General features: G+C 63.6%; 1 protein-coding gene and 1 pseudogene. Both read right to left on the reverse strand.

What is annotated here, in order from left to right; genetic code table 11:
• Positions 1–213 (reverse strand): annotated as a pseudogene (locus NCG91_RS27810) (3D-(3,5/4)-trihydroxycyclohexane-1,2-dione acylhydrolase (decyclizing)); the annotation flags it as partial.
• Positions 210–1,353: PfkB family carbohydrate kinase (locus NCG91_RS27815; RefSeq protein WP_251352084.1), on the reverse strand; the 1,144-nt coding region annotated here is incomplete at its 5' end. The pseudogene NCG91_RS27810 and the gene NCG91_RS27815, both read right to left, overlap by 4 nt.

Consider the following 1,353-nt stretch of genomic DNA (forward strand, 5'->3'; position numbering starts at 1 on the left):
CTCGTTGTGGGCGCGGTAGGTGGGAAACACCTCCTTGTATTGGTACAGCGCCTCGCCGATGCCGGCCACGTTGCCGTGGCCAAAGATGGCGAAGGCGCCGCCGAACAGGGGAATCAAGGAACCATCGCCCTCTTCCGTGCGCAGGGCGGCCAGGTAGCGGACTAAAGCCTGGGCCATGGTCAAGCGGATGGTTTTGTGTAGGGTAGCGCTCATGCTGCACGCTCCAGGCGGTTGCGCGTGCGCTGCCACAGGGCGATGAGCTGCTCGAAGTTGGCGCGCACTGCAGCGATCAGGCCCGCATCGTCCAGCTCTCCGGCCAGCCAGCGGCGGCTCGGTTCCTGGAAGATGGTGCGGCCCACCATGAAGCCGCGGCACGTCGTGCTGGCACTGGCTTGTTCAAAACTGGCGGCCAGGGCGGCAATCGGCGCGTTCAAGCCCAGCAGGACGACGCCACGGCAATACGGATCGCGCTCGTGCACGAGGGCATCGATGGCTTGCCATTGCTGGGCTGACATGCTTTCCAGCTTCCACCATTCCGGGTAAATGCCCAGGTTGTACAGGCGTTTGACGGCGCGCAAGACCGTGTCGTCGCCGTGCGGCAAGGCATCCGACGGTATGACTTCCAACAACAGTTCGTGACCGCTCACTTGCGCCGCGTCATACAGGGCCTTGATTTGCGCTTCCTGTTCCAATCGGTTTTCCACGGTATCGTCCGGGTGCAACTGCACCAGGCACTTGATCACGTGTTCCTTGGGCCAGCTGAGCAGGTGCGAACCGATGGAGCGGCCCCAGTCGAATTGCAGCGGATTCGAACCCGGCAATTCCACGGGGCGGCCGATCCACCAACCGCGCCCCGTCGCGTCGTTGAGCGCGTCAACGCCATAGCGTCCATCGATCAGCACGCCCGTCTTGCCGGCCAGCTGCAAGGCCGTTTCCGTCTGCGCCACGGCTTGTACCATCAGTTGCTTCAGGGCGCAAATAGCCGATTCGGGCGCGCCTGTCTGTTGCGCCAGCTCAAAGAATTGCGTACGGTGATCGAAGGCAAACACGCACAGTTCATCCCATTGCGGGCGCGCCACCGTCGTGCGGTGCAGGCGCGACAAGGTGGCATCCTGATCAGGACGGGCCAGTTTGGCCGCATTGGCCAGGAAATAATCGAGTTCCACGGGCGACGGCATGGCCGGCGCGCAGCCGTGGCGCGACACGACGAGGGCGCCGCAGCCATTTGCATAGCGGCAGCACGCCTCGTAATCCTCGCCGCGCAGCCAGCCTTTCAAAAAGCCCGAGAGAAATGCGTCGCCCGCGCCCAGCACATTCAGCACTTCCACGCGCACGCCGCGGTAGTTATACGCA

It is taken from the genome of Janthinobacterium kumbetense (assembly GCF_023703445.1).
In the GTDB taxonomy this organism is placed as follows: Bacteria; Pseudomonadota; Gammaproteobacteria; order Burkholderiales; family Burkholderiaceae_D; genus Janthinobacterium; species Janthinobacterium kumbetense.